At 51.9% G+C, this 26,763-nt stretch carries 27 protein-coding genes; 18 read left to right on the plus strand and 9 right to left on the minus strand.

The features are described 5' to 3' along the window. Positions 1–17 precede the first annotated feature (17 nt). Positions 18–1,262: an L-fucose:H+ symporter permease gene (fucP, locus tag CRO74_RS05915; RefSeq protein WP_097125062.1), complete on the plus strand. Its 1,245-nt coding sequence runs from the start codon at positions 18–20 to the stop codon at positions 1,260–1,262. A gap of 78 nt (positions 1,263–1,340) precedes the next feature. On the opposite strand, the gene CRO74_RS05920 is transcribed toward fucP, so the two are convergent. After that, on the minus strand, positions 1,341–2,213 hold the full coding sequence (locus CRO74_RS05920) for a mechanosensitive ion channel family protein (RefSeq protein WP_097125063.1): 873 nt from the start codon (positions 2,211–2,213) through the stop codon (positions 1,341–1,343). Between the two features lie 105 nt (positions 2,214–2,318). Between CRO74_RS05920 and CRO74_RS05925 the strand changes: the two genes are divergently transcribed. From CRO74_RS05925 to CRO74_RS05935, 3 genes are all read left to right on the plus strand, one after another. Further along, the gene (locus CRO74_RS05925; protein WP_097125064.1) at positions 2,319–3,485 is read left to right on the plus strand and encodes a cysteine desulfurase family protein; all 1,167 of its coding nucleotides are present in this window, start codon (positions 2,319–2,321) and stop codon (positions 3,483–3,485) included. Positions 3,486–3,659: 174 nt separating this feature from the next. After that, positions 3,660–4,103 (plus strand): hypothetical protein, encoded by a 444-nt coding sequence (locus tag CRO74_RS05930; RefSeq protein ID WP_097125065.1) that lies wholly within the window; start codon positions 3,660–3,662, stop codon positions 4,101–4,103. A 120-nt stretch (positions 4,104–4,223) separates the two neighbouring features. Continuing rightward, positions 4,224–4,547: a hypothetical protein gene (locus tag CRO74_RS05935; RefSeq protein ID WP_097125066.1), complete on the plus strand. Its 324-nt coding sequence runs from the start codon at positions 4,224–4,226 to the stop codon at positions 4,545–4,547. 97 nt (positions 4,548–4,644) lie between these two features. Here CRO74_RS05935 and CRO74_RS05940 read toward each other — a convergent pair whose 3' ends face one another. The 4 genes from CRO74_RS05940 to CRO74_RS05955 all read right to left on the minus strand — a co-directional run bounded on the left by CRO74_RS05940 (position 4,645) and on the right by CRO74_RS05955 (position 7,896). Continuing rightward, complete coding sequence (locus CRO74_RS05940) at positions 4,645–5,361, minus strand: VIT1/CCC1 transporter family protein (protein ID WP_097125067.1); 717 nt, start codon at positions 5,359–5,361, stop codon at positions 4,645–4,647. A 100-nt stretch (positions 5,362–5,461) separates the two neighbouring features. Beyond that, positions 5,462–5,857 (minus strand): VOC family protein, encoded by a 396-nt coding sequence (locus CRO74_RS05945; protein ID WP_097125068.1) that lies wholly within the window; start codon positions 5,855–5,857, stop codon positions 5,462–5,464. A 34-nt stretch (positions 5,858–5,891) separates the two neighbouring features. Next, complete coding sequence (locus CRO74_RS05950) at positions 5,892–7,205, minus strand: peroxiredoxin family protein (protein ID WP_097125069.1); 1,314 nt, start codon at positions 7,203–7,205, stop codon at positions 5,892–5,894. A gap of 91 nt (positions 7,206–7,296) precedes the next feature. Continuing rightward, complete coding sequence (locus CRO74_RS05955) at positions 7,297–7,896, minus strand: NAD(P)H-dependent oxidoreductase (protein ID WP_097125070.1); 600 nt, start codon at positions 7,894–7,896, stop codon at positions 7,297–7,299. Positions 7,897–8,030: 134 nt separating this feature from the next. Between CRO74_RS05955 and CRO74_RS05960 the strand changes: the two genes are divergently transcribed. Next, entirely contained in the window at positions 8,031–8,399 is a 369-nt protein-coding gene (locus tag CRO74_RS05960) for a hypothetical protein (protein WP_097125071.1), read from the plus strand. 100 nt (positions 8,400–8,499) lie between these two features. On the opposite strand, the gene CRO74_RS05965 is transcribed toward CRO74_RS05960, so the two are convergent. Continuing rightward, positions 8,500–9,621: a trans-sulfuration enzyme family protein gene (locus CRO74_RS05965; protein WP_097125072.1), complete on the minus strand. Its 1,122-nt coding sequence runs from the start codon at positions 9,619–9,621 to the stop codon at positions 8,500–8,502. A gap of 138 nt (positions 9,622–9,759) precedes the next feature. On the opposite strand from CRO74_RS05965, the gene CRO74_RS05970 reads away from it, so the two are divergent. The 12 genes from CRO74_RS05970 to CRO74_RS06025 all read left to right on the plus strand — a co-directional run bounded on the left by CRO74_RS05970 (position 9,760) and on the right by CRO74_RS06025 (position 22,557). Then, positions 9,760–11,391: a DUF1800 domain-containing protein gene (locus tag CRO74_RS05970; protein ID WP_097125073.1), complete on the plus strand. Its 1,632-nt coding sequence runs from the start codon at positions 9,760–9,762 to the stop codon at positions 11,389–11,391. A 49-nt stretch (positions 11,392–11,440) separates the two neighbouring features. Continuing rightward, positions 11,441–12,949, plus strand: coding sequence for a DUF1501 domain-containing protein (locus tag CRO74_RS05975; RefSeq protein ID WP_097125074.1), 1,509 nt, complete (start codon positions 11,441–11,443; stop codon positions 12,947–12,949). A 108-nt stretch (positions 12,950–13,057) separates the two neighbouring features. Further along, positions 13,058–13,897: a crotonase/enoyl-CoA hydratase family protein gene (locus tag CRO74_RS05980; RefSeq protein ID WP_097125075.1), complete on the plus strand. Its 840-nt coding sequence runs from the start codon at positions 13,058–13,060 to the stop codon at positions 13,895–13,897. A gap of 35 nt (positions 13,898–13,932) precedes the next feature. Next, entirely contained in the window at positions 13,933–14,805 is an 873-nt protein-coding gene (locus CRO74_RS05985; RefSeq protein ID WP_097126031.1) for an SDR family oxidoreductase, read from the plus strand. 165 nt (positions 14,806–14,970) lie between these two features. Next, positions 14,971–15,489, plus strand: coding sequence for a DUF4494 domain-containing protein (locus CRO74_RS05990; protein WP_012926110.1), 519 nt, complete (start codon positions 14,971–14,973; stop codon positions 15,487–15,489). A gap of 114 nt (positions 15,490–15,603) precedes the next feature. Continuing rightward, entirely contained in the window at positions 15,604–16,053 is a 450-nt protein-coding gene (locus tag CRO74_RS05995) for an HYC_CC_PP family protein (RefSeq protein ID WP_179830130.1), read from the plus strand. 78 nt (positions 16,054–16,131) lie between these two features. Next, a complete protein-coding gene (locus CRO74_RS06000) occupies positions 16,132–18,450 on the plus strand; it encodes a TonB-dependent receptor (protein WP_097125077.1) in 2,319 nt (772 codons plus the stop codon). Further along, on the plus strand, positions 18,450–19,016 hold the full coding sequence (locus CRO74_RS06005; protein WP_097125078.1) for an AraC family transcriptional regulator: 567 nt from the start codon (positions 18,450–18,452) through the stop codon (positions 19,014–19,016). The genes CRO74_RS06000 and CRO74_RS06005 overlap by 1 nt, the downstream gene beginning before the upstream one ends. A 151-nt stretch (positions 19,017–19,167) precedes the next feature. Beyond that, on the plus strand, positions 19,168–19,524 hold the full coding sequence (locus tag CRO74_RS06010) for a four-helix bundle copper-binding protein (protein WP_097125079.1): 357 nt from the start codon (positions 19,168–19,170) through the stop codon (positions 19,522–19,524). A 75-nt stretch (positions 19,525–19,599) separates the two neighbouring features. Then, positions 19,600–20,643: an exo-alpha-sialidase gene (locus CRO74_RS06015; RefSeq protein ID WP_245877770.1), complete on the plus strand. Its 1,044-nt coding sequence runs from the start codon at positions 19,600–19,602 to the stop codon at positions 20,641–20,643. Positions 20,644–20,662: 19 nt separating this feature from the next. Then, positions 20,663–22,126 (plus strand): hypothetical protein, encoded by a 1,464-nt coding sequence (locus CRO74_RS06020; protein WP_097125080.1) that lies wholly within the window; start codon positions 20,663–20,665, stop codon positions 22,124–22,126. A 65-nt stretch (positions 22,127–22,191) separates the two neighbouring features. Continuing rightward, complete coding sequence (locus tag CRO74_RS06025; protein ID WP_097125081.1) at positions 22,192–22,557, plus strand: heavy-metal-associated domain-containing protein; 366 nt, start codon at positions 22,192–22,194, stop codon at positions 22,555–22,557. Positions 22,558–22,626: 69 nt separating this feature from the next. Here CRO74_RS06025 and CRO74_RS06030 read toward each other — a convergent pair whose 3' ends face one another. Both CRO74_RS06030 and CRO74_RS06035 read right to left on the minus strand, forming a co-directional pair. Further along, entirely contained in the window at positions 22,627–23,007 is a 381-nt protein-coding gene (locus CRO74_RS06030; RefSeq protein WP_097125082.1) for a hypothetical protein, read from the minus strand. 153 nt (positions 23,008–23,160) lie between these two features. Then, positions 23,161–24,297 (minus strand): alpha/beta hydrolase, encoded by a 1,137-nt coding sequence (locus CRO74_RS06035; protein ID WP_097125083.1) that lies wholly within the window; start codon positions 24,295–24,297, stop codon positions 23,161–23,163. A 165-nt stretch (positions 24,298–24,462) separates the two neighbouring features. On the opposite strand from CRO74_RS06035, the gene kynU reads away from it, so the two are divergent. Next, a complete protein-coding gene (kynU, locus tag CRO74_RS06040; protein ID WP_097125084.1) occupies positions 24,463–25,725 on the plus strand; it encodes a kynureninase in 1,263 nt (420 codons plus the stop codon). A 62-nt stretch (positions 25,726–25,787) separates the two neighbouring features. Here the strand turns inward: kynU and queG are convergent, their stop codons facing one another. Continuing rightward, entirely contained in the window at positions 25,788–26,714 is a 927-nt protein-coding gene (gene queG, locus CRO74_RS06045) for a tRNA epoxyqueuosine(34) reductase QueG (protein ID WP_097125085.1), read from the minus strand. Positions 26,715–26,763 lie beyond the last annotated feature (49 nt).

The raw sequence follows: 26,763 nt of genomic DNA on the forward strand, positions 1-26,763 counted from the left end.
ATAATAAACCCTAAACCATGCAGGCAACCCCTATCGCAGGCCAGTCAAAAGCTGCCTTTACTGAAAACAAGTACCTCATTACCCTCGTCTTCGTTACGTCTCTTTTCATGTTCTGGGGCGTCGCCATTACCATGGGCGATGTCTTGAACAAGCACTTTCAGCATGTGCTGAGCCTGACCAAAACGCAATCGGCCTTTGTCCAGTTTGCCATTTTCGGGGCTTACTTTGTAATGGGTATTCCGGCGGGATTGTTCATGAAACGGTTCGGTTATAAAAACGGTGTTTTGTTGGGCCTGGGCCTTTTTGCTACCGGTTCGTTTCTGTTCGTTCCGGCTGCTGCGGCTGCTTCGTTTACCTACTTCGGCATTGCCCTCTTCATTTTAGGCTGCGGCATCTCCACCCTCGAAACGGTTGCTCACCCATTTGTGGCCTCCCTCGGCGACCAGCGCACCAGCGACCAGCGCATCAATTTCGCTCAGGCGTTCAATGCGCTGGGTGCCATTATCGGGCCTGCCATTGGCTCGTATTTTCTCTTGCGCAACAACACGCCGGGCAGCACCGATCTTACCTCGGTAAAGACCCTGTACATCGTCATTGGCAGTGTTATTACCACGATAGCGATCCTTTTCTCGTTTGTGAAAGTCCCCGCATTGACCGATCCCCATGCCAGCGTTGCCGATCCCGATGCGGCCAATGTGGATGTGGCCCCCGGCAAGTCACTCTTCGACCACAAACATTTCCGATGGGCTGTGGCTGCTCAGTTCTTCAACGTGGCCGCGCAGGGTGGAACCTGGGCGTTTTTTATCAACTACGGCCACGAGAAAATGGGCTTCACCGATGCGGTAGCCGGTAATTACATGGTGCTATTTATGGGCCTGATGCTGGCCGGACGTTTCGTTGGCACCTTCCTGATGCGCGTAATTGCACCGCACACCTTGCTGGCCATTTTTGCGGGCTGTAATATTCTTATGTGTCTTATTATTACGCAGAGTTTCGGCTGGCCGTCGTTCATTGCGTTGATGATGCTCAATTTCTTCTTTAGCATTATGTTCCCGACCATCTTCAGCCTGGGCCTGAAAAACCTGGGTTCGCACACGCAGCAGGCATCATCATTCATTTCGATGGGTGTCGTTGGCGGGGCCATATTCCCTTTCCTGATGGGTATGGCCGCTGAGAAAGATGTGGCCAACGCCTATTATCTGCCCATTATCTGCTACGCAGTTATCCTCCTGTTTGGGGCTAAGTTTTACAAGGTGAGGTAATTTGTATTGCTCAATAATAGACACAAGGCCAGAGCCTTGCGCTATCGAGAATAAACGAGCCTGTGGTGAGAGACTAATTTAGTCTTTCACCACAGGCTCGTTCAAAAGCTTTTGCTTCAGATCAAACGTTTGTCCGGCGAAGACGATCAGTATTTGATGGGCATCGAACGCCCGTTTCACCGCCATGATCGCTTCGCTGAGGGCAAGATTTGGATTGGTTGCCGCTGGGTTGATCCAGAACCAGAGCACAAATTGAATGTTGGCATCGGCGAAATTACGGTAGTGCAGATCGACCGGGTGGTTTTTCAGGACAAACGGCAATTGGGAAACGGCAGCCCTGGCAATTTTCTGGGCGGTGGCTAAATCATCCAGGTACGAAACCCCCGCAGCCAGTTCGATCCGGCGCTGACCAATGCGGGAGAAGTTGGTGATCGGTTTCTGGAAAACGTCTTTACTGGGAATCTCCACGGTTTGCCCCTGCCCGTTGTCGATTACAATCGACCGAAGTTTAATGTCGAGCACTTTGCCCGTGTAACCGTTGGTTTCGACCGTATCGCCCACCTGAATGGGGCGGGCCAGCGCAATCATCGTCCCCGAAATAAAGTTGGCGGTCAGATCCTGAAAGGCAAACCCAACGGCCAGTGCAATGACGCCCGCGCCCGCCAGCAGCGACGTAACGGTTTTGTCGAGCCCTAAAATGCCCAGCGCAATAAAGAGACCAATTGAGACGACCACGAACCGAAGAACGGCCCCCGTCAGGTTGATGACCGACTCATTGTTGCTAACCCTTCTCAGCCCGTTTACAAACCCCCGGCTTATCCATCGGGACGCAAAGGTGAAGAGGACGAAGATGATAATTGCCACCGCCAGTTCGGGCAAATAACGAATGGCGTTGCGTAACCAAAGCGAGATTTCGGCGTAAATAAGGCCCGGTGCCTGAGAAAAATCCATAAAGTCCAAGTTACAATCGTAGCCGTAGAACGACACCAGCCTGTATTCTGTTTCATTGACAGGGCCTTTCGCCGTATCTTTGTGGGCGATATTAATGGAAAAATAATGAAACCGACCGCTGCTATTTACCTCGATAATGCCGCTACGACCCGGCTCGACCCCGAAGTCCTGGACGCTATGCTACCGCTCATGACCGAGCAGTTTGGCAACCCATCGTCCATCCATAGTCACGGGCGGACGGTGCGGACGGCTATCGAAAAAGCACGCAAAACGGTAGCCATGCTCCTCAACACATCGCCCGCCGAAATCTTCTTCACCTCGGGCGGTACCGAAGCGGACAATACCGCCATTCGGAGCAGTATCGAAACCTATGGCCTTACCCACGCCATCACCTCGCCCCTGGAACACCATGCCGTGCTGCACACGCTGGAGCATCTGGCAAAACAGGGGACTATCAAGTTAAGTCTGGTGACTATCGATGAAAAAGGCCATGTTGACCTGGGGCATCTGGACGAGTTACTGAAAGCGCATCAGGGGCGTTCGCTGGTGTCGCTCATGCACGGAAATAATGAAATTGGTAATCTGCTGGACCTGAATCGGGTAGGGGAGATCTGCCGGGCGCACGACGCCATTTTTCATTCCGATACGGTGCAGACCATGGGCCATTTTCGACATAATCTGCAACAACTTCCGGTCGATTTCATCGTGGGTGCCGGGCATAAATTTCATGGTCCCAAAGGCGTTGGCTTCCTGTACTCCAATGCCGAGCGGGTAAAAATTCATCCCTTTGTGTACGGTGGTGCTCAGGAACGCAACATGCGGGGCGGTACCGAAAACGTGTACGGCATTGTGGGGCTGGCGAAAGCACTCGAAATTGCCTACCGCGACATGGACGCCCACCGGCAGCAGATCACCTCCCTGAAACGCCGGATGATCGACCAGCTCCAGGCCAAAATGCCCGATGTACGGTTTAACGGCGACTCCGCCGATGTAGACAATAGTTTGTATACCGTGCTGAATGTCAGCTTGCCTGCATCGGACATGAGCGACATGTTGTTGTTCAGCCTCGACATTGCCCGGATTTCAGCATCGGGCGGGTCGGCCTGTTCGAGTGGCTCCAACGTAGGCTCGCACGTGCTGGCGGCTTTGCCCGGATTCGATTCCGAACGGGGCTATGTCCGGTTCTCGTTTGGGAAATACAACACCGCCGAAGAGATCGACTACGCCGTTGATACGCTGGTTGGCTTGTATCAGAAAGAGCTGGTGAAATAACGTTCGGGACGGGTGCTGGCCGTTGGGCATAGTCTTTGACTATGTCCTGGCGTTATCCGGTCCCTGACCGGACAGCTACCCGCTTACTTACTTCTATTTTTTGGCTTTTTACCTACTATACAGCTATACTACAAATGAAAGATTGATCGTTCTGTGAAAAATGCTCGAACGGTCATGAAACGTAGTGTACTACTCAGTATAATCGGTATTCTTAGCGTTGCCATTGGTGGTGTGTCGTGCCACAAAAATACGCTGAACCTCCCCGAACCGGCAACCTCGCTGGAGGGTGTTTATGAAGCAAAATCGCTGTTCGGACCTTTTCTGGTCAATGGCGAAACGATTCGTTTATCTCTGAAACGGGTTACTGCCGATTCGGTAGCCATCACGTTGCGGGCCTTTTCGAATGGACAGCCCGGCGACAGTGTCTCGCTCGGAAACGCTTTGGTGAATCAGGAATTTCAATACAATTGTGTCGCTTATCGAATCAAGCTATCGCCGGTACGGACGAATGATGAGTTGACGATGACATGCAGTGCAGAAAACGTCTTCAACTATCAGTACTCATTTCCGCTTAGTGGCCAACAGGTGATTCGAGCCATCAGTTTCAAGCGAATTTAGTAACACTGTCCGTAACGGCTGGTATTACGGATTCAGGAACACTTACGGATTTATTGAGTTGATTGACTACAGGAGTGCGGCCTGAACGGTCGCTATGCCTGATGCAAACCAACTCAACTCATGACCATCGAATTATATAAAGCCCTAAACGCCAACAACCCGACCGAACATCCTGATTCGCCCGTATCCAACATAGCGGGGGAGCTTCCCGATGATGAACCGAGCCTGGACTTCGGGGATTTACTGGGGACTTTTTCGTCGCGGGAAGACGCCATTGCATACATCAACCAGCAGGTCGCCGACCAGGGATTGGCCGTTCTGGATACTCAAAGCTCCCCTTATAACGAATACACGCATGTGGAATGGCTGACGGTCATCGTCGAACAGAAAGACCAGTCGACGCAAAACGAAAGCTATTACCTCGTCACGGATGAAGGATATTAAGTAGTGGAGTGGTGGAATGGTTGAGTGGTGAAGTAGGAAATAGTGGATTAGAACACTGACCAGTCACTATTTCTTGCTTCACCACTCAACCACTCAACTAAAATAGCCTGGCTACACCAAAGGCGGCTGCTGCGGCCAGTGCGCCGATAAACATCACTTTAAACGCACCGCCAACGGGCGGCTGTCCGGTAACTTTGCTTTTGAAGTAACCAAAGACAAACAAACAAATCAACGTTAACACGCAGGAGTATAGCAGAGCCTCCTGAGGTACGCTGTTGAAAAAATAAGGAGCCAGGGGAACCAGCCCGCCCACTACGTACGATAGCCCAATGGTCAGAGCACTTTTCGTAGCTCGGTTAGGATCGGGTTCATCGAGGCCCAGTTCGTATTTCATCATGAAATCGACCCACTTTGTTTTGTCTTTCGACAACTCATCGGCAATGGCAATTTGTAGGTTGAGTGGTAAACCCATGTCGGCAAATACCTCCCGCACTTCCTCTTTTTCGCGCTCCGGCACCGTTTCCACTTCGAGTACCTCACGTCGGCGTTCCGATTCGTAATGGTCGGCTTCGGTGCGTCCCGCCAGATACCCACCCAGACCCATGGCAATGGAACCGGCCACGATTTCGGCAATGCCCGCCGTTACGACCAGCGTGGAACTGGCCACTGCACCGCTTAGTCCGGCGGCCAGCGCAAAAGGCACCGTCAGGCCGTCTGCCATACCAATGACTATGTCTGAAATGAAGTCTGAACTGTGGAGGTGTTGTTCGTGATGGTGCGTTGCGTCCGGGTGATTGTGGCTACCGTTGGTCATTCGTTTTAACTATTGATTCTGCTTACAGGAAGCAATTGAAGCAGCAAGGTAGCGAGGAGCGGGGATAGATCAGGTAAACTCGCTTGTAGCGCCAAACGGTTCAATGCACTTTGGGCTCGATAAAATCCCACAGGTTGCCGTACAAATCTTCGAACACCGCTACCGTGCCGTACGCTTCTTCGACGGGGCCACGCACGAAGCGGATGTTCTGGGCAACCATGTTGGCATGATCACGCCAGAAATCGTCGGTGTAGAGAAACAGAAAAACCCGCCCGCCCGTCTGATTGCCTACCCGGCTCTTTTGCTCATCACCGGCGGCTTTCGCCAGTAACAGACCCGTGCCGCTGGAGCCGGGAGGGGCTACCCGTACCCACCGTTTGGTATTGCTCAAAACGGTGTCTTCCAGTAAGGTAAAATTGAGCTTTTGGGTATAAAACTCGATGGCTTCGTCGTAATCGTCAACGACCAGGGCAATATGGGCAATGTGTTGTTTCATGGAGAATGAGACAGATACTAATTAACAGAGCGGTTTACTGCGTACTCAACTCCTTTAGTTTGTCTCTCAGTTCATTTCCCCGCAGGTCTCTGGCAAGAACGATACCGTTCCTATCGAGCAGCACCGATGTAGGATAACTTGTAAATGGGTAGGATTCAACGAGTTTGTTGGCTTTGTCGGACAGGATTTGCGGCCATTGTACATCCCGTTTTTGGATAAACTTCGTGAGTCGTTCCGGCGAGTCCTGAACAATGCCAATAAACTCGAACCGGTTTTTGTCAAGGCCCGCATACAGCTTTTTTAAGTTCGGAATATCCTCAACGCAGCCCTGGCACCAGGTTCCCCAGAAATCGACGTACACGTATTTACCTTTATAATCTGCCAGAGCAATGGGTCGTTTGGAGGTAAACTCCTGCTCGGCAAAGGGTTTGAACGGATAGCCGACCTGTAGAGCGTACTCCTTCTTGCCGTCAACGACGGGGTCTAATCGTAACACATTGTTGTAAAAGTCAACGCCTTTGTTCTTGTACGTAATTCCATCCAGGCGTATATTTTCGCTGATCTCGATTAATTTGTCTTCTGGAATCCGCTCGTTTTTGGATAAAGCTGATAAGTCAACAAGGTCAATGATGTCAAAGTCGGGCCTTGTAAAACCAAAACTAACCGCCAGTTCATGGGTCTTGCCACCACGCGTAAGTGTAGCCTGAGCATACTGTGGGAAGTTGTAAAAGAAGTTACTTCCGAATGTTTTCACCACCATAGGTAGTGATGCCTTTAGGATCTTCCCTTTTCGGTAAACTTCGTAATTAATAATCGTGGGCTTCTTATAGGCGTATGGGTTGTTGCCCTGAATGACTTCAGGATAGAAAGCTGTTTCGTCGCTGAAGTCAAGATTATTATTCGTGTCAATCATTACAGCCCATTTGCCGGTCTGCTCATCGAACCCTCTCAGCGTGTAGACGTAGCACTTGATTGGTTTACGGGAAAGTTGGCTAGTATCCGCCGACAATTTCCAATATTTCCGAAATTCGTTATATTGCGATTTTGTAAACGTTCCCTGACTGAAATTCTGATAAACGAGTTGGTTCGTATTCAGCCAAACCATTGCCTTGTCGACATTGGTCCAGTTCGCTGGAATTCCTGTAACGTTCAAACACATTTTACGCCACGGCTCCCTGTCATCGGTCTTATTTCGACGCTCACTACCTAATTTCGAAAAGCCCGGATTAAACGGCCCATAGCCGTCAACGAGTGTAAGCGGTAGTGTTGCCGGGGTAGCCTGTTCCACCTGCTGGCAGCTACAGAGGAAACCTAAAATCAGGAAAAGAAAGAGGCTTATCGTTTTCATGAGCAGGAGAGGTTTAGAGAAGTAAATAAGCAAAAAGAGCACGGAGTTTTCGCTCCGTGCTCTTTTTGTTATCGTACAGTCCGTCAGCTCTTTATTTGGCGGCTAGCTGCTCACTGCCAACCCACCGCTGTGCTACGTTCAGGGTATACTCTAAAAACGCTTTCGCTGTCCGCTCATACACTTCATGGCCGTAGAAATGGCCGTTTTCGTCGATGTTCTTGTCCGTCTCGTGCGACTCGTACAGCTTCGGCGAAATGATGGAGTAGCTGTTGGTGAAGCTGATAATTTTATTCACCACCGTGCTCATGTCCAGCGCGGGCTGGCGACCGCCCCGGCCGTTGGAGATACCCACCATGGCAAACACTTTGTTGTCGAACAGGTGCTTGAAACCCGGACCGCCCAGCTGATGAATGGCATTGGTGGCTTGTGGGGGAGCCGTCCAGTTGTATTCGGGCATGGCAAACAGCACCAGATCGGCCGATTCCCAGGCGCTGATGAGTTCGGACTGGAAGGGCGTAAGGGCGTCTTTTTTTACCGAACCCTGACCAACATACGGTATATCATACTCTTCAAACGACACAATCGAAACCTCGTGCTGCCCGTCGTTGATCAATAGATTCCGGATATAGCTGACAAATCGCAGGGAGTTGCTGTTTTTGCGTGATGAAGTAGAAATCAGCGTAATTTTCATTTTTTCAATTCAGTCAATTTGATAGGAAACCGATGTGTTAAGGCTTTAGTTTCAGCCGATAAAACCTGAACGCCATTGCAACGAACAGCGTGAAGAATGGGTCTATTGATACATACCTTTAGCGAACATGTACGATGATTAAATTATTGCCGGTTCTGTTACTATTTGCCGGGTTCGCCTACGGGCAATCGCCGATGGCGTCTATTCGGCTGGACTCATTACCAGAAGTGGGGTCTCACAAGGTTTTTCCGCCGGAGGTTCATACGCCATTCAGACGTTCGCCCGGTATGATGCCTACTACCCGGCCAAGAAATTCATTTTATCGATATCCGACAGACCCGCCCAACCTAGTACGCGCCACACTGGATAACATGCCCGTGAAAGTACCGGATTCGTCCACCTATTACACCATGCTTCGGTCATTCGGTCAGCCGTATAGGCTGGTTGAGCCACCTGGTTCATTGCAAAAAATGCTGCTGCCGGACCTGCTGAAAAAGCATTGAGGAGTGGCATTTCTTTTGGAAAAGTCAGTTGGTTTGGAGGCTTGTCAAACGCCATATCTCCAGGATGTGGCGTTTGACAAGCCTCCAAACCAACTGACTTTTAATGCGACAACGCCTGCGCGAGATCGTTAATCAAGTCCTCAGGATGTTCGAGGCCGATGGAAAGACGGAGCAGATTTTTGGGTGTGGCAGACGTCGGCCCTTCCACACTGGCCCGGTGTTCAATCAAACTTTCAACACCGCCGAGACTGGTGGCACGGGTGAATAGTTTCAGCCTGCCAATGAACGCAATGGCTTCATCGGTTCCGCCCTTCACCTGAACGGACAGCATAGCGCCCGGCCCGTTCATCTGCTGTTGAATCAGCGCCCGATCCGGATGGTTGGGCAAGCCGGGATAATGGACTTTCTCCACCGCCGGGTGCCCATCCAGAAAATCGGCTACGGCCTGAGCCGTCAGACTTTGTGCCCTGACCCGAACGCCTAAAGTTTTGAGTCCCCGGCTTACCAGCCAGCAGTCGAACGGTGAGGGAACCGCCCCCGAAAGGCCCTGCAACAGGCGCACCCGCTGCGCAAATTCATCATTTCGTTTGAAGACCAGCGCCCCGCCCAGCACGTCGGAATGACCACTGAAATACTTGGTGGTCGAGTGCATCACAATATCGCAGTTGAGGTCGAGGGGGCGTTGGAGTACCGGCGTTGCCCAGGTGTTATCGCACACGCAAAGCGCCCCCGCTTCGTGAGCCAGCCGACTCACCGTCAACAAATCCGTAATGGTCAGCATCGGGTTGGAAGGCGTTTCGCACCACACAATCCGGGTATTTTCGTGAATAGATGATTCAACGGCATCGAGGTCGCTCATGTCGACGCGGGTGTAAGTCAGTCCCCAGGGGTGAAACACCTGTTCGAGCAGGGCGGGCGTGCCGTAGTACGCATCGGTTGAAAGCAGTACGTGGTCGCCGGGGCGAAGTGCCTGGAAGAGCGTCATGGTAGCCGCCTGACCGGACCCAAACGCCATACCCACCGCCCCGCCTTCGAGTTGCGCCACCGCTTTTTCCAGTGCTTCGCGGGTGGGGTTATTCGGCCGGGTGTAAGTGTACTCGCCCGCCAGCTCATTGGCCTCATTGCGGGCAAACGTGGTTGAAAGATGGATCGACGGAGCTACTGCTCCGGTTGCCGGGTCGGACTGATGCGTGGCGCGGAGGGCAAGGGTATCGAAGTGCATAAGCGGGGAGAACCGAAAAGCGGCCCATTTTTTGTATACGGAAATTCAATGGTTCCTGTGGCCATTACGCCATAGGTTACTCAAATAGTTCGTTGCGGTGTTCTTCTTTTTCATCTCCCTTGGAATTAACAGGCTGGAATGGCATTCCTATCCCCATACACGGCGGTACTTACCGCCACAACAGCCGCCCACCTGCTGCGTCGGGCTACCTTCGGTCCAACACCGGCTGAAATAGGGAATTTTACGGGAATAACTGCCCAGGAAGCGGTTGCACGTCTTATTGGGAATAGCCGTTATGCCACCCCGCCACCAGTTGACCTCGACGAAACGAAAGCAACGGTCGGACAGCCGTTTATGGCATTGCCTTTTGATTCAGACCGTAATTACGAACTCGGCCAGTGCGTGCGATACTGGTGGCTGGCGTTGATGACTTCATCGGGTACAGCACCGGGCTTGCTCGAAAAACTGGCCCTGTTCTGGCAAAATCATTTCGTTATCACCCGAACCGTCGTGGGCGATTACCGATTCATCTACCAGTATATTCAGTTTATCCGGGCCAATGCCCTGGGCAATTTTCATGCGCTGGTAACCGGGATGACCAAAGAGCCCGCTATGCTGGCGTACCTGAACGGCGACCAGAATCGGGTTGGCAATCCCAATGAAAACTACGCCCGCGAACTTCAGGAGCTGTTTACCGTAGGTACCGTAGATGCCAATGGAGCGAAGAATTATAGCGAAGATGACGTAAAAGCGACTGCCAGAGTGCTGACGGGCTGGGGGCATACCAACCAAAATGCGACCGGCTCAACGGGTATTTCGACTACGTTTACCAACAGTCTTCACGACGCAACCGACAAAACCTTTTCGGCCCATTATAATAATACTGTGATACGGGGCCGGACAACATCAGCGTCGGCGGGTGATGCCGAGCTGAACGACCTCGTTACCATGCTGCTGCGGCATCCGCAATGCCCCCGATTTATTTGCCGGAAACTGTACCGCTGGTACGTAAACCCGACCGTCACGCCCACCGTCGAAGCCAACGTCATCGGCCCCCTCGCCGACTTCTTTGCCAGCCCGGCCAATAATTTTGCCATTCAGCCGGTTGTCGAGAAACTGCTGACGAGCCAGGTCTTTTTTGATCCGGCCAACATCGGCACGTTGGTTAAATCACCGGCCGAGCTGATCCTGGGGAGCATGCGGTTTTTCAACCAGCCGATTCCGGACATGGTGACGGACTCGGTGGCATTTCGGAAATACTTCGAATTTGTGTTTTATCAGATGAACGACATGCAAATGGGGCTTATCGATCAGCCAGCTGTGCAGGGGTACGATGCCTATTACCAAACGGGCCTTACCCGGCTCTGGATCAATACCACGACCATTGGTTTGCGGGGCAACCTAACCGATGCCTATGTCTGGCGGTGGCTGGAAATTAAGCCGGGATACACACTGGGAATCGACTTACTGGCCTGGATAACGGCTATACAGCCCAATTTTTCTGACGTTACCGGAACGCCGGCCATCACCTGTGGGGATGTACTGGCCAGTTTACAGAAAAACCTGTTTTCGTTTGATCTCAACCCGGCTCAAACCAGCTTTTTAATTGATACCATCATGATGCAGGGAGTGCCCCGCGCCGATTGGCTCTACGAGTGGAACGCCTACCGGCGACAGCCAGCTGATGCCGTGAGTCGGTTTGGTGTGTTGTGGCGCTTGCAGAATCTGATGCGGTACATGCTTCGCATGGCGGAGTACCACGTTTTTTAACTGACGCTGGCAGTTGTATGATAAAATCAGTTACTAACCCCCGCTTCAAATGAATCGAAGGGACTTTCTTTCGGCAGCATCGGCCAGTATGCTTCCCGTTATGCTCGATGGATTTGGCCTGAAAGCCATGAGTCGGCAGTCGGCTCTCGTTCAGTCACTGCTGCAAACGTCGGCTCTGAGTACAGACCGTGTGCTGGTTATGGTGTACCTCAACGGCGGGAACGACGGGTTGAATACGGTACTTCCGCTCGATCAACTGTCGGTTTACAATGGGCTCAGAAGCAACATCGCTCTTCCGCAAAACCGGATTCTGGCGCTGGATGGTAACCCGGCCACTGGTTTTCATCCGGCCATGAGCGGGATGCGAAACCTGTACAATGAGGGCAAACTGACGATCGTGCATTCTGTTTCGTACCCGAACCCGGATTTGTCGCATGCTCGCTCCACGGATATCTGGATGACGGGGGTTGACGCCAGCCAAACCTCGACCTCCGGCTGGGCGGGCCGGTACCTGGACAACCGCTTTCCGGATTATCCGAACGGCTACCCAAATCCGCTCATGGACGATCCGTTGGCTATTCAGATTGGGTATGTTACCTCTACCGCTTTGCTCGGCAGCCAGCAGTCGATGGCCATTGCGCTCAACGACCCCGATAACTTTTACGCGCTGGTTGGTATCAATGATCCGGTTTCGCCCCCGGAAACCGTGCCGGGGGATGCCGGAGCCCTGCTTTCGTTTATCCGGAAACAGCAGAATCTCGCCGTTGGCTATGCCGAAAAAATCAAGGCGGCCGCCGATGCGGGGAAGAATCTGGCCGCTTATCCAGAACCCAATGCGGGTAATTCACTGGCCGAACAACTGAAAATTGTGGCCCGGTTGATTCATGGCGGATTGAAAACCAAGGTCTATTATGTATCCATGAATGGATTTGATACGCACTCGGCGCAGGTAGACCCCACCGATACCACGAAGGGTGAGCACGCTACTCTGCTGAGTAAGCTGTCGGCTGCGCTGGCTTCGTTCCAGCGGGATCTGGAGATGCAGGAGACGGCCAATCGGGTTATTGGTATGACATTTTCGGAGTTTGGGCGCAGGGCCAATGCCAACGCTTCGGCGGGAACCGATCATGGCGTGGCCGCACCTATGTTTGTCTTTGGAACAGGCGTTAAGCACCAGACAATTGGCACCAACCCAGACTTGTCCAACCTGACAGGGATGTACGGGAACAAGGATATCGGGATGCAGATCGACTTCCGGCGCGTGTATAGCGACATACTAACGGATTGGTTTGGGGTGGATAGGACCACCACGGGTTCGCTGCTCTTCCGGGAGTTTCCGACCGTATCGTTGTTTTCGAACACGATAGAAACAATTGCGTCGGGCAACTGGCAGGATCGGAGCGTGTGGACCATCGGGCGGGTACCAATGGCCTCTGAATACGTCAAAATAAACGCAGGACACACCCTCACCGTCGACCGGACGATTACCGTTAAGAACATCCGGCTGGCCGGTAAATTAAACTTCACCGGGCCTTATTCCATTCGGATGACTGGCTGATTCCTGTGCCTAATTTTTTCGTGTTGCTTACCCTTCTGTCAATCAGATTGCGTTGCATTTAGTAATTCCGTTACTTTACGAAAATCGTATGCAAGCATACTAATCTCCATGAATAAAACGTATGAGTCTTTATCATTCGAGCAGGTCGATGGCGTGATGACCGTTTCGCTGCTCGGTCCCGGCAAAGGAAATGCGATGGGGCCGGAGTTTTGGGAAGAACTACCCCTGGCGATGGATGAAATTAATCGGATGTCCGACGTTCGGTGTATTGTTTTTCGGGGGAGTGGCGATCATTTCAGCTACGGCCTCAATATTGCCCAAATGATGCCCCGACTGGGTTCCATGACAACGGGCACGGTACTGGCCCACCAACGGGTTGATCTGATGGCGCAAATCCGGCAGATGCAGCTGGGCTTCCAAAAAATGCACGAATCCTCAAAACCGGTCATTGCGGCCGTTCACGGCTGGTGTATTGGGGGTGGAGTCAACATGATTGCCGCTGCCGACATTCGGCTTTGCTCACGGGACGCCCGGTTTAGTTTGCGGGAGGCCAAACTCGCCATCACGCCGGATATTGGCGGTCTGCAATTCCTGCCGACCATCATTGGGCAGGGGTTCACCCGCGAAATGGCCTTTACCGGAGCCGATTACGACGCGGCTTTTGCCGAACGCATTGGCCTTGTCAACCATGTGTACGACACACCCGACCAGCTTTTCGAAGCGGCTGCCACGCTGGCCCGGCAAATTGCCGATAACCCGGCCACCGCCGTTCAGGGGGCCAAGCGAGTGCTGAATTACAGCCTGAACAAATCTATTGAAGACGGTTTACAATACGTAGCCGTCTGGAATTCAAGCCAGTTACAGTCCAGCGATTTCAGCGAAGCCATGCAGGCAACAGTAGAAAAGCGCAAGGCCGAGTTTAACAAGAAAATAAACAAAGGGTATTAGTGAGTACCAAACACAAAACCATGAATGTAAGCGGGATGCTGCGCGACGATGCGCTGAAAGGAAAGACGATTATTGTAACCGGGGGCGGTACGGGCCTTGGTAAATCCATCAGCCGGTATCTGCTTCAGTTGGGGGCCAACGTAACCATTTGCAGTCGGCGTCAAAACGTGATTGACGAGACGGCGAAGGAGTTGATGGCCGAGACCGGCGGTCAGGTGCTGGCCGTAGCCTGCGACGTGCGGAACACCACCGAGATTGAGAACGTGATTGCCCGGACAATTGACACGTTTGGCCGGATCGACGGGCTGCTCAACAACTCGGCCGGTAACTTTATCAGCCCTACCGAGCGGTTGTCGTATAAGGCGTTCGATACCATTGTGGACATTGTGCTGCGCGGTACCTATTACTTCACGCTGGCCGTGGGTAAGTACTGGATCGAGAACAAGATTCCCGGTACGGTCCTGAACATATCCACGACCTACGCCACTACGGGTTCAGGTTACGTGGTGCCGTCGGCGGTGGCCAAGGGCGGTGCGCTCATCATGACCAAATCGCTGGCCGCTGAGTGGGGTAAGTACGGTATCCGTCTGAACGCCATTGCGCCCGGTCCGTTCCCTACCAAAGGCGCCTGGGACCGGCTCTTTCCCGAGCCACTGGCTAGCATGATGGACCCTACCAGCCGCATTCCGCTCCACCGAGTTGGCGAACATGGCGAACTGGCGAATCTGGCTGCGTTTCTGTTGTCGGATTTTTCGGGCTATATCACCGGCGAAAGCATTACGATTGACGGGGGCGAAGTGCTCATGGCGGGTGAATTCAGTCACCTGGAAAAGGTCACGACCGACCAGTGGGACATGATTGAGCAAACCATCAAACAAGCCAATCGGGCGAGTAAAAAGAGTGAATAAGAAATGAATAATGAAGAATGCATAATGACGGATAAACACTCGACAAGCCTACTATTATTCATTATTCACTCTCCATTATTCATTAATTTTCGCTTCATTCTTCACTGATTTTCGGCACCTTTGTGCCCATTTTTCAGTTATAAGGTTGTACTAAAATTCGTTAAAATGCCTAACTGGTTTCTCGGGAAAATCCGCTATCAGCAGCCCATCGACGACTCGAACGTCGGTAGTCGAAATGAGGAGTTTATCAAGCAAAAAACGGTAACGGAGGCTTATCTGGTGGATGCCGTTAGTTATACGGATGCCGAAGGCAGGCTGTATCAGGAGATTGCCGCCAACACGCCCGACTTTGAAATTACCAATATCTCGCGCATGAAACTGGCCGATGTTTTTCACATCGAAGACGGTGGCGAAGTCTGGTATAAGGTGAAAGCCATGTTTATTACGGACGATGAAAAAACGGGTAAGCAGAAGAAAACGCCCAGCGTGATGCTCGTTAACGGCGAAAACCCCAAACAGGCTTACGAGCGTGTGGAGGAAAGCCTGAAGTCGGCCCTTGATCCATTTGAGATCACGGATGTCAACACCACGAAGATTCTGGAGATATTCCCGTATAATGAGGAAGAGAAACGGAATCTGCGTCCGCTCAGCGAAGTGCTAAGCCCCGAACCCGAATCCGTATAATATACCCGACAGAAGGCCACTCTTTACAGAATGGCCTTCTTTTTGTGCGAAATTATTGACTTTCAGCGTCAAATACTTGCGTTGAATCTGTCCGGTATAGATATTTGCTACTGTATGAAACGCACGCTGTTCCAATTGTTCAACCTCCTCATGGCCTGTGTCGTACTGCTCAGCAGTACCGGCTTTGGTCTGGTCGAACATTCGTGCCAGATGCGTGGCAAGAAGAAGACGGTAGTCGTTGCGTTTAGCGAGATGAAAACCCAGCCCGGCTGCGCTATCGACAAACAACCGATGCCGTCGCAGCAAACGGTTCTCAAAAAAACGGAGTGCTGCCAGGATGATCAGCGGTTCGAGAACATCGACGTTTCGTCGTCGCTGAGCCAGTTTGTTGCCAAGTTCGTAAAAATTGTTGCCGAAGCCGTTGTGGCTGGTGTTGCCGCCGTTCTGGTGTGGGTTATTGACGTTGTTTTTGCCGAACGCAGTACGTCCGTTGCTTCCTTTACGTCTCCGCCCTCCCTCTCCGGGCGCGAAATTGTGACCCTCGTTCGTAGTCTCCTCATTTGATTTGTTGATTGAGTTCATGTTTACCCGTGTCTTCCCGATGCGGGTGTATAGTGATTTCTTGCTCTAATCAACAACATTATGCAATTCCATTTTGTACGGATTGTCCTGCTTTTAGGTGGGCTGTTTCTGTGCGACTCCGTCGTAGCACAATCCGATTCAACACTACTTCCAAAACCAACCGTTCGGGGTAGCGTTGCCGAAACCGTCCATGATAAGCGTGTGCCACTCGTAGGGGCAACTGTGCTGTGGGCTGGTACCACAACAGGTACGGTAACCGATGCTGAAGGTCGATTTCAGGTGCCTTTTTCAACTGCTTCCAGGCAATTAATCGTCAGTTATGTCGGCTACCAGCCAGATACCCTTACGGTTACGTACCCTTCCGAAGAGTTGACCATAACGTTACGCTCCGAGCGAACGCTTCAGGAGGTTACGGTATCCGGCGCACCGGGACAGATCGACCGTATCAACCCTATCCAAACCGAGTTTATCAACCAGCGAACACTGGCTAAAGCGGCCTGCTGCAACCTGTCCGAAAGTTTCGAGACCAATGCATCCGTCAGCGTTTCGTATAGCGATGCCGTTACGGGTGCCAAACAGATTCAGTTTTTAGGCTTGGGCGGCCAGTACGTTCAAACCAATGTCGAGAATATCCCCACCGTTCGCGGACTGGCCACAACCTTTGGGCTGAACTACATTCCGGGTACCTGGATCACGAGTATCGACGTTGGTAAAGGGGCCGGTTCGGTGGTGAATGGCTATGAGTCCATGAGCGGCCAGATGAACGTTGAGCTGCAAAAACCGGACGACAAACAAACGCTGTTCGTGAATGGCTACGCCAACAGTTTCGGTCGGTTGGAAGGCAATGTCAACTGGTCGAAACCGCTGAGCAAAAAGTGGAGCATGGGCGTGTTGGGTCATGCCAGCACCCTTCGGAATGAGATTGACCAGAATAACGACGGTTTTCGGGATTTGCCGCTTTACAACCAGGTCAATGCCATCAATCGCTACAAATACAGCAGCGAGCGATTCATGGCCCAGTTTGGCGTGAAGGCGCTTTATGAAGACCGGGATGGTGGGCAACTATCCTCCTTCGACTCGCCCCAGGGCGTAGGGCGTTATCAATTCGGGAACACGACCAAACGGATTGAGTTCTTCTCAAAAACGGCCATCCTTTATCCGAATAAACCGTATCAGGGCCTGGGTCTCATTTTGAACGGCCTCCACCACGACCAGACCGCCCGCCTGGGCTTTCGGCCCTATAGTGGTCAGCAGCGTACGTTCTACGCCAATCTGATCTATCAGAACATCATCGGGAATACCAATCACGCTTACAAAGCGGGTATCAGTTATTTGCTGGATGATTATCACGAATCGTTGGGCAGTTTACATACAAAACGGACGGAGTCGGTGCCGGGCGTATTCGCGGAATATACGTATACATATCCCGAAAAGCTGATTTTCGTACTGGGAGGCCGCTTTGATTACCACAATCTGTTTGGATCTCAATTCACTCCGCGGGCACACCTGAAGTACACGATCAATGAGGAACTCGCGGTGCGGGCCTCGGCGGGGCGGGGCTTCCGGGTAGCGAATCCGCTGAGCGAAAACATGGGTTTTCTGGTGAGTTCGCGGTCGGTGTTCATGTACGAAAACAGAAATGCCGGTCCGTTCAAGAACTGGAATTTAGGGCCGTTGAAGCCCGAAGTGTCCTGGAACTACGGCCTGAGCGTGACGAACGATTTCTCGCTGCTCGGCATGAAAGCAACCCTGGTGCTGGACTACTACCGAACCGATTTTCAAAATCAGCTCGTCGTTAACGTAGAAACGTCCTCGCTGCTGTATTTCTACAATCTGCGGGATAACTACCATCATGGGAAATCGTACGCCAATAGCTTCCAGGCCGAACTAAACGTGCAGCCTGCCAAGCGGGTCGAGGTGAAGCTAGCCTACCGGCTCTTCGATACACAGCAAAGCACCGCCTTGCCCGCCGGTGATACGGTGCTGTTGCCGAGAATGATGGTCCCCCGCGAGCGGGTACTGCTCAACGTAGGGTATGCGCTGCCATTTGATAAGTGGAAATTTGACGCGACCCTCCAGTGGAATGGCCCCCGTCGGATTCATTACCTGCGGGAGGGTTACGTACACCAGAACAACCAGAATTCGCCGGAAGATTATTCGCCGGGTTTTTATAACCTGAATGCACAGGTGAGCCGGGGGTTCAGAAGCGGGTGGGAGATTTACCTGGGGGGCGAAAACCTGACCGGTTTCCGCCAGGCAGACCCCATTTTTGCGGCCAATAACCCGTACGGGCAGGACTTCGATGCCGCCGGTCGGGCGTGGGGACCCGTTACCGGACGCATGATCTATGTAGGATTCCGTTTTAAACCCGTGAACTAATGACACTGACAATTCGAAATATGGTGTGCGACCGCTGCAAGCGGGTTGTACGCGAAGAACTCGAAAAACTGGGGTTGACGGTAAACGGGGTTGAACTTGGTGAAGTAGACATTGACGACTTACCGGAAGCCGTTTCCCTCGACACGGTTCGACAAACGTTGCAGGCGAACGGGTTCGATTTGATCGACGACAAAAAACAGTCGTTGGTTGAACACATGAAAGTGCTGCTCATCAACGAAATCCAGCACCTGAAAGCAGAACGACAACCATCCGAGAACTTTTCGACTTTTCTGGAGCGAAAGCTAGGGTATGAATACTCCTACCTGAGTGGGTTATTCTCGGCAAGTGAAGGACACACACTGGAAAAGTACATCATTGCCCTAAAGCTGGAAAAAGTGAAAGAATGGCTGCGGTACGATGAACTGACGCTCAGTGAAATCGCCTGGCGGTTAGGCTACAGCAGTGTTCAGCACCTGTCAACGCAATTCAGGCAGGTGACCGGCCAGACGCCGGGGCAGTTCAGAAAAACAACGCAGGTAACAAGGCAGAGTTTGGACACGATCTGACAGCGATGTGAAGCAAGTGTAAACGTCGTTGCAGATGCCTGAATCTGGGGTGCCGTTATAAAGCTCATCCCGAATTATGTAAAAACCCTATCGGAAATAGGTGGTTACTTTGTCAGACCAACGGTGGTCCCTTAAACTACCTTCAACGCTTATGGAAACGATGCAACACAATCACGGCCACACCGACACCTGCTTTGAATGCGCCGAAGCCTGCGAACGCTGCGTGACCGCCTGCCTGGAAATGGGCGATCAGGACAGCAAAGGGCATGATATGACGGACTGCATTAAACTTTGCCGCGACTGCGCCGACATCTGTACTTTATGCGGCCGGTTAGACGCTCGTGGCTCTGAATTTGCCCGCGATTTTATGGCGTTATGTGCCGAAGTATGCGAAGCCTGCGCGGAGGAATGTGAAAAACACGCCAGTCACCACGCCCATTGCAAAGCCTGCGCTGAAGCCTGTCGCAAATGTGCGGAAGAATGCCGGTCAATGTCGGCTAATGCCTGACAAATAGGGCCGAAAAAGCCTCCTCCTTTTTCGGCCCTATTACCCGTAGGAAGTTCCTTAACCCTGTCTATCTGTATGATATACCTTCTCATTACTCTTTACGTCTTAGTCACTGGTTTTATTAAGCCAGCGCCAATTGCCAGTACTGAGATTGGCAAGGGCATTCATCCGTCTGTTGGCATGGATGAACATGGCACGGCTCATATCGTGTATGGACAGGGTGAAGTACTTTACTACACAACGTTAAGCATGGATAACCAGGCTGAGTCAACGGTCAGGTTGGATAGTTTGCCAGGTTTGCATTTAGGGGCGTCACGTGGGCCGCAGATAGCCGTTTCTAACCAGTCGGTGGTGATTATTGCCCTTGACAAAGCAGGCAACGTATGGGCGTATTCCCAACGTCGGGACACGCGAAAATGGCAAAAGCGCATTCGGGTCAATGACGTGCCCGACATAGCCAAAGAGGGGTTCGTAGCCCTCACTGCGGGACCGGATAATAGCTATAATGCCGGTTGGCTTGATCTGCGGAATAACGAACGAAATAAACTGGCCGGGGCTCGCTCAACGGATGGCGGGCGCAGTTGGTCAGTCAATACGATCCTGTATCAGTCGCCCGACGGGACTATTTGCGAGTGTTGTCAGGTGTCGGCAGTAAGTCAGGGAAAGCACGTCGCTTTCATGTTTCGTAACTTCCTGAATGGAGCGCGGGATATATACCTGATACAGTCGACCAACGGCGGGCAGTCGTTCGGAACGGCGGAGAAGCTGGGTCAGGGTACCTGGCCGTTAAAAGCCTGCCCAATGGATGGGGGCGGATTAGCCATCGGACCGGATGGGATTATTTCGACCGTTTGGCGACGAGCCGACAAACTTTTTACCGCCCATCCCGGACAACCCGAAGTCGAACGCGCAACCGGCAAAAACCCGAAGATCGCAGCGACCAGAAAAGGTGATTACATCGTCTTTCAACAGGCTGGTCAGCTTTGGGCGATACTACCCGGCCAAACGCAACCCGTTTCGCTTGGGCCGGGGGCTTACGCCAAACTGACCCGATTTACCAATGACCGGGTGCTGTGCCTGTGGGAGCAGGAAGGCACAATCCGGGCAACAATGATTTGATGACACCAGCAATAACGTTATGAACCGGATTCTTTTTGGTCTTTCTCTGAGTATGCTGACCGGAATGGCCTATGGGCAGCACCAGCACCATGAGGGCATGGATATGTCGAAACACGAGGGTATGAACAAGGATAGTACCATGGGTGATATGAAAACGCTCAACCACGGGTTGACGATGGATGCATCCATGCCCGGCATGACGCATTCGCTCTCCCGCAATCTGCCCATGAATCGAAACGGGTCTGGTACGTCCTGGCATCCAGACAATACGCCCATGTATGCTTACATGAGTCAGCCAACGCCCAAAGGCTGGAGTTACATGCTGCATTATGCCATTTATCTGCGCTATACCAGCCAGAATAGCACTAATCCGGATAGACGGGGGCGAGGGCAGCAGTTGGGTGCGCCAAACTGGTTTATGGGCATGGCCCAGCGTAAGGTTGGCCAGCGCGGCCTGTTTCAGGTGCGGGCCATGATCTCCCTCGATCCGCTGACGGTAGGCAATGGGGGATACCCATTGCTGTTCCAAACTGGCGAAACCTACAAAGGCCAGCCGTTGATCGACAAACAGCACCCGCACGATCTCGTTTCGGAACTATCGGTGAGTTACAGCCATGCCTTCAGCAAAGACGTTGACTTGTTTGGCTACGTTGGCTACCCCGGCGAACCCGCACTTGGTCCCCCCGCTTTCATGCACCGAATTTCGTCGTTTAACAATCCCGATGCGCCCTTGAGTCACCACTGGCAGGACGCTACCCATATTCTGTTTGGCGTCGCTACGGCCGGCGTTCGGTACAAATGGGCTAAACTGGAGGCTTCGACCTTCAAAGGGCGTGAGCCGGACGAGAACCGGTATAACTTCGATACCCCCAAATTTGACAGCTATTCGTACCGGCTCTCGGTGAATCCGTCGCCCTCGCTGGCACTCCAGTTCTCGCAGGGATTTCTGCACGATCCGGAAGAAGCACATCCCGGAGAGAACACCACCCGCACTACGGCATCTATTTTGCATAGTAAAGGGCTGGGACCAGCGAGTTACGTAACCTCGGCCTTCGTGTGGGGGCGTAACAGCCACGATGGTTCCGGCGAAAACTCGTATCTGGCCGAAAGTAGCCTCCAAATGACCAAAGCCGCTTTTTATGGCCGATTTGAAAATGTGAGTAAATCGGCTGAAGAGTTGGGTCTCTACAATCCAATTGCAGGCGGAGAGTCCGGGCAGATTGGGCGAAATCAAACGTTTACAATAAATAACCTGACCCTGGGGATGAATTACCGTATCGCTCAGCAACTCAACTCCGATCTGGTGCTGGGCGCACAGGCAACGGCTGGTATGCCTGATAAGTCTTTGCAGGCATTTTACGGTAAGATGCCCATTTCGGGGCAGATATACCTGCGCCTGTCGCCAAGCCTGATGACGATGCGGAGTATGAACCATTCAGGACATAGACAGATGAACCAAATGAATCACAAAATGAGCATCTAAGTGCTGCTAAAGGCACCATTCCTATTAAATTTTCGTTCTTAATTCACTATAAACCAAGCTAAACCATGTTGCGTAACCTGTTTCTAACCGCCCTGACGTCGCTGATGCTTATGGGCACTTTGTTCGCCGGTGGACCAACCCGCGATGACAAAGACAAAGAAGTCAAGATTAAGACATCCGCCATTTGCGGCATGTGCAAAGCCCGTATCGAACGGAATCTGGCCTACGAGAAAGGCGTTAAAGAAGCGGATCTGGACGTAAAGTCGAAGATTGTTACCATCAAATATAACCCGGCCAAAACGGATGTTGCTAAATTAAAAGCCAACATCAGCAAGACCGGATACGATGCCGAAGAAGTTGCCGCCGATCAGGCTGGATACAATAAACTGCCAAGCTGCTGCAAAAAAGGTGGTGGCATGGATCATCAATAAGACTAAGTTTATTAACAAAAATGCCTGAATCTGTCTGGATTCGGGCATTTTTTGTGAGTAGATAGCGGATTATTTGTCAGTTGTGAAATCAATATAAATCGTTATCATGCCATCTTCGGTTGGCTCATTGATGGCTACTTTAGTCACGTAGTTACCTTTTTTGCTAACCACTTCTTTTGCTGCCTTCTCATTCGTTGCCGGTTTTCCGTTGATGATATAGGTAACAGTACCCGCCGGATAATCAAACAGGTTGAAGACCATCTTTTGCTTTATGTATTCAATCTTGCCGCTTCCGGGGCTTGGGACATAGTCCATGATTTCTCCACCTGCCGGTTTGATCTGATTATAGGTGGGAAACGAAACCGGAGTGCTTTTCGACTGCCCGAAAAGAACAGTACCAGCGCAGGTCAGCGCGCCGGTTATCAGTAAGAAAATAACGGACTGTCGCATGGGGAAAGTGGTTTTTCCTATTGACCCAATTATGCTTTTCGGCGTTGTAAACCATTCCGGCTACTTTAACTAATAATTTGTTTCCACCTTTCTGGTAAAACAAAACGCCCCGACATCAGTAATGTCGGGGCGTATAATCGTGTTGTTTTGACGTTACTTAAAGGCGTTCCGAAGCTGGGTTGCAGCTAATGTTTGCGCTGCCTGTGCCTGAGGTACAATCGTATACATCCCGAAAAACTCGTGAGTAGCTCCCGGATACAATTGATAGGTTACCTGAACACCGGATGACTGTAATTTATCCCGCAAGAGCATTCCTTCCGATTGCAGGGGGTCAATTTCAGCCGCAATGATTGTTGTTGGCGGTAGTCCGTTAAGATTTGCTACGTCGACGAGCGATATGAGCGGACTGTCTCCATCGGCGGGGGAATTGAAGTAATTTGCCACAAAGTACTCCACACCTGCCTTGCTGAGCGGCTTGGCATTGGCGTACTGATTGTAGGAAGGCGTGTTCAAATCATTGTTCGCTACCGGGAAAACGGACAGAATATGAACGGGTAAGCCCAGTCCCCGATCTCGGGCCATCATACTCACGGTGATTGCCATGTTGCCACCGGCACTTTCGCCCGCTACCGCTACTTTCGCCGGATTACCATTGATTTGGTCAGCATTGTTTTTTACCCATTCATAGGCACTATAGGCATCTTCGTGAGCAGTTGGAAACTTGAACTCGGGAGCGAGTCGATAATCAACCGACACGACCACCGCGCCGGTTTCTTCGGCCAGTGCCAGCGTCGAATACTCATACACCTCCGGGCTGGCAATGACCCAGCCCCCGCCATGATAATATACGATGACCGGAAGTGGTCCGGATGCGGTGGTGCGGGGAGTGTATATTTTAGTCCGTATCTGCGCCCCGCCGGAACCCGAAATCATGCGTTCACTAATGGTAACATTGGCTGTTGGCCGAGGAATATTGTTTTTATCGAGCAGAGAATTTACTGCGTCTTTGAACGAGGGTTGCTGACGTGCCTGCTGCGGAGTTAACTGTTCGATAGGTGTGGGAGCCAGTCTGCCAAGCTCCTCAATAACCGCCAGATTTTGGGCCGAAATGGTTGGCCCCCAATCAGGTTTTGGACTGTTCGACTGGATACCCTGACCTTGTAATGGCAAGCGGTGGTCCTCACAGGCAGCGAGTGCAAAGGCCGAAAAAAGTGCAAGCCCAAGGGCAGGTCGAAAGTGGATAGATGTTGGGGCCGCATTTGACAGCCAATCGAAAAGAAGATTTTTCATATACTAGTTGAGTTTTCGATGTATAAACACATATTCATCGATTATGTATTGTAGACTTATTGAATGGCCATTTTCGATTAGTTTGATCGATACATGAATAAGAAAAACAGGACTCCAAATCGGGGATTGATTCGTGAATGCGTTTGTCCGTTAGATTTGCACCATATGACCTACGAAAACTCGCTCGCTTTCGCTCAAAAACTCGATCAGGCCGACCCACTCAGGTCGTTTCGGGATCGTTTCCATATTCCCCGGCATAACGGCCGGGATGCAATCTACCTCTGTGGAAACTCGCTGGGGTTGCAGCCCAAAACCGCTCGGGCCGCTGTTGAGCAGGAACTCGCCATCTGGCAAAATCTGGGTGTTGAAGGCTGGTTTGAGGTACCGGTCGGATCAGAACAGCCCTGGTTAAGCTACCATACTACCTGCAAAAAGGCATTGAGCGACATTCTGGGTGCAACACCGGCCGAAGTCTGTCCGATGAATGCGCTGACAGTTAACCTGCATTTGCTATTGGCATCGTTTTATCGGCCTACGGCTACCAAGTTTAAGATTCTAACCATCAAAGGCGATTTTCCATCGGACCAGTACGCGCTCGAAACGCACGTGAAGCAGCATGGCTTACAGCCGTCGGAAGTCATTATCGAAATTGCTCCGCATCCTGACGATCAGCTGATTCATACGACGGATATCCAGAATGCTATCGCCGAACATGCCGATTCGCTGGCCGTGATCTGGATGAGCGGACTGAATTACTATACCGGTCAGGTATACAACATGGCCGCCATTGCCGAAACCGCCAAACTGCATTGCATCCCGGTTGGTTTCGACCTGGCCCATGCTATTGGTAACGTGCCACTGCGGCTGCACGACTGGGGCGTCGATTTTGCTACCTGGTGTTCGTACAAATACTTGAACGGTGGACCCGGAGCCATTTCGGGCGTGTTCGTACACGAGAAGCATCATGAACAAAACCTGCCCAGACTGGCGGGCTGGTGGGGTTATCGGGAAGATAAACGGTTTGAGATGACACCCGGCTTTCTTCCCGCACCGGGTGCTGATGGCTGGCAAATCAGCACGCCCAACATTCTGGCGTTATCACTGCACCGGGCAGCCATTTCCATTACCGCCGAGGCCGGTATCGCTGCACTCAGGCAAAAGAGCGAACAACTGACGGGGTATCTGGAGTACATCCTCAGTCCCTTTACGGATATTCAACTCCTGACGCCCGAAGACCCCAACCAGCGCGGCTGTCAACTGTCGCTGTTAGTCCGGAAAAGGGGACGTGAATTGTTCAACTACCTAACGGAGCAGGGCATCATCGGCGACTGGCGCGAACCCGATTGTATCCGGCTGGCCCCAACTCCGTTATACAATACCTTCGAGGACGTCTGGCGCGTAGGAGAAGCGTTGAAGGGCTTTCTGTAGTACCGACCGGGACGGTCGGGTGGACTAGACTAGACTAGACCGCCCGACCGGGACGGTCGGTACTACAGAAAGCCAATATTCCGTTTCAACCCGTCCAGCTTTGTCCGTTTAACCGCCGACCGCCGGAAAATTTCCCGGAAGACATCTTCCGTAATTTCTTCCCAATCGGTTTTTGTAAACGCGGTTAAATCCGGGTGTGGATCGAAAGCGGGGGTTTGGTGCGGACGGGCGAAGCGGTTCCAGGGACATACGTCCTGGCAAATATCGCAGCCAAAAATCCAGTTGTTGAACTGTCCCTTTACCTCGGTGGGAATAGCTTCTTTTAACTCAATGGTAAAATATGAGATGCACTTGCTGCCGTCTACAACGTACGGGCCAACAATGGCATCGGTCGGGCAGGCGTCGATACAGCGGGTGCAGGTGCCACAATAGTCGGTGATGGGGCCGTCGGGTTCCAGTTCGAGGTCGAGGATGAGTTCGCCGATGAAGAAAAATGAACCGATCTCCCGATTGATCAGGTTGGTGTGTTTCCCCACCCAGCCCAATCCAGCGCGTTTAGCCCAGGCCTTGTCCATAACCGGTGCCGAGTCGACAAACGCCCGGCCACCTACTTCGCCAATTTCGTCGTGAATAAAGGTCAACAAGTCTTTCAGCTTGTCTTTAATAACGAAGTGATAATCGGTGCCATACGCATATTTGGAGAGCTTTAAATCGTCATCACTTTCGGGCAATTTCTGTTCCGGGTAATAATTGAGTAGCACCGTTATCACCGATTTGGCATCGTCGACCAGCAAACGCGGATCGAGCCGTTTGTCGAAGTGATTGGCCATGTAATTCATCTGGCCGTGCATCCCATTCTTAAGCCAGGTTTCCAGTCGGGGAGCCTCCTCTTCCAGAAAGTCGGCTTTGGCCACACCACAAAAATCAAAGCCCAGGTCAAGGGCCTTTGCTTTGATCAGTTTCGAATAGTGATGGGCGGGTGCATGCATGACAGTTAGTTTTATTATTCAGCGAACGGAATTTCGGTTGTCCGGTCTT

The sequence above is a fragment of the Spirosoma fluviale genome, assembly GCF_900230225.1.
In the GTDB taxonomy this organism is placed as follows: domain Bacteria; phylum Bacteroidota; class Bacteroidia; order Cytophagales; family Spirosomataceae; genus Spirosoma; species Spirosoma fluviale.